The sequence below is a fragment of the Bacillus sp. GMa5/1 genome (assembly GCF_050172015.1).
In the GTDB taxonomy this organism is placed as follows: Bacteria; Bacillota; Bacilli; order Bacillales; family Bacillaceae_G; genus Bacillus_A; species Bacillus_A cereus.
On record NZ_JBNLYC010000390.1, the window covers coordinates 1 to 1,484 of the forward strand.

Genomic DNA, 1,484 nt, shown 5'->3' on the forward strand with positions numbered 1-1,484 from the left:
TGTGTTGGAATTGACCTTTTATAGACTGTGGCAACAGAAGGATGTCATAAAACTAGGATTTGATATTGTAGCATTTCATTTGTGAAAAGTATAACATGATTAAACAAGAATAGATGTGTCAATCCTTAGAACATTGGTTATAAGTTAATTTTTCAAGTATATATAATATTTAATGAGCCGATAGAATTCATCATACATCACTATCAATAATTAACGCTTTTTTAATAATAAAAAAGATGTCCAAAAAAATTATATTTTTTAGACATCCTTGTAATCTATTTTATTAATAATCCCGTAGGAGTAACTTGATATGTTTTTTTCTTACCCACAAATTCCTGTTTACTATTCTCAAGATTAGTAAGTGTGGCACGTGTCTTTTCCTTTTGTGCTTCTCCCTCTATATGAGTAAACTCTATATAATCTCCTACTTTGACGGGAACGGTTTGGCTTTCAGCAGCTTGTTGTCTACTTCCTACAATTTCTTTATTGTACAAAATATTTCCTGATGAATTTTGAACTTTAATGCTTGCATACGTACTAGTAAAATAGGAATGAGGTATACCCGTTTCTATTTTAATCTGCATTTTTTCTGTTAATTTGTTATACTCTACTTTTGCGATTTCTCTATCACTATATCCTTTTAAAGACCACGCAAATTGATTTCCATCTAAAACTGTTGTTTCTGGCATTTTCTCTACTTTCTTCAGGCCTTCTTTTGTAACTTCGTACATGGCTTTTTTTCCAAAACTCTCTTGTTTACTATTATCTACATTTGTGAGAGTAGCTCTATGCACACCTTCTAGATGTGTTAACTCTATATAATCTCCTACTTTGACTGAAACTTTTTGTGATTCAGCATTTTGTTGTTTGTTTCCGTAAATATCCTTATTGTATACTACTTTCCCTGATGAATTTTGTACTTTAATACTCGCATATGTTTCATTAAAATAATGATGTGGTATGCCTGATTTTAATGAAACTTGCATTTCTTCTGTCGACTTATTGAAATTGATTTTAGCAAACTCAAAATCACTGATTCCTTTTAGCGACCATGCAAATTGATTTCCATCTAGAATTGTTGCTTCTGGCATTTTTTCTACTTTCTTCAGACCTTCTTTTGTAACTTCGTATATGGCTTTTTTTCCAAAGCTCTCTTGTTTACTATTATCTACATTTGTGAGAGTAGCTCTATGCACACCTTCTAGATGTGTTAACTCTATATAGTCTCCTACCTTGACCGAAACTTTTTGCGATTCAGCATTTTGTTGTTTGTTTCCATAAATTTCTTTGTTATAGACCACTTTACCTGATGTGTTTTGCACTTTAATACTTGCATATGTACTATCAAAGTAGTTATGTGGTACACCTGCTTTTAGATCAATTTGCATTTCTTCTGTTGATTTATTTAAATTTACTTTTGCGAATTCAAAATCTCCAATCCCTTTCAGCGACCATGCAAACTGGTTTCCTTCTAAAATATTATT

Annotated in this window: 1 protein-coding gene; it reads right to left on the reverse strand. The window is 31.3% G+C overall.

Annotated elements, in window-relative coordinates; all coding sequences use genetic code 11:
* Positions 1–275: 275 nt before the first annotated feature.
* On the reverse strand, positions 276–1,484 hold a 1,209-nt coding region (locus ACQGSG_RS28875; RefSeq protein ID WP_426948734.1), incomplete at its 5' end, for a putative mucin/carbohydrate-binding domain-containing protein.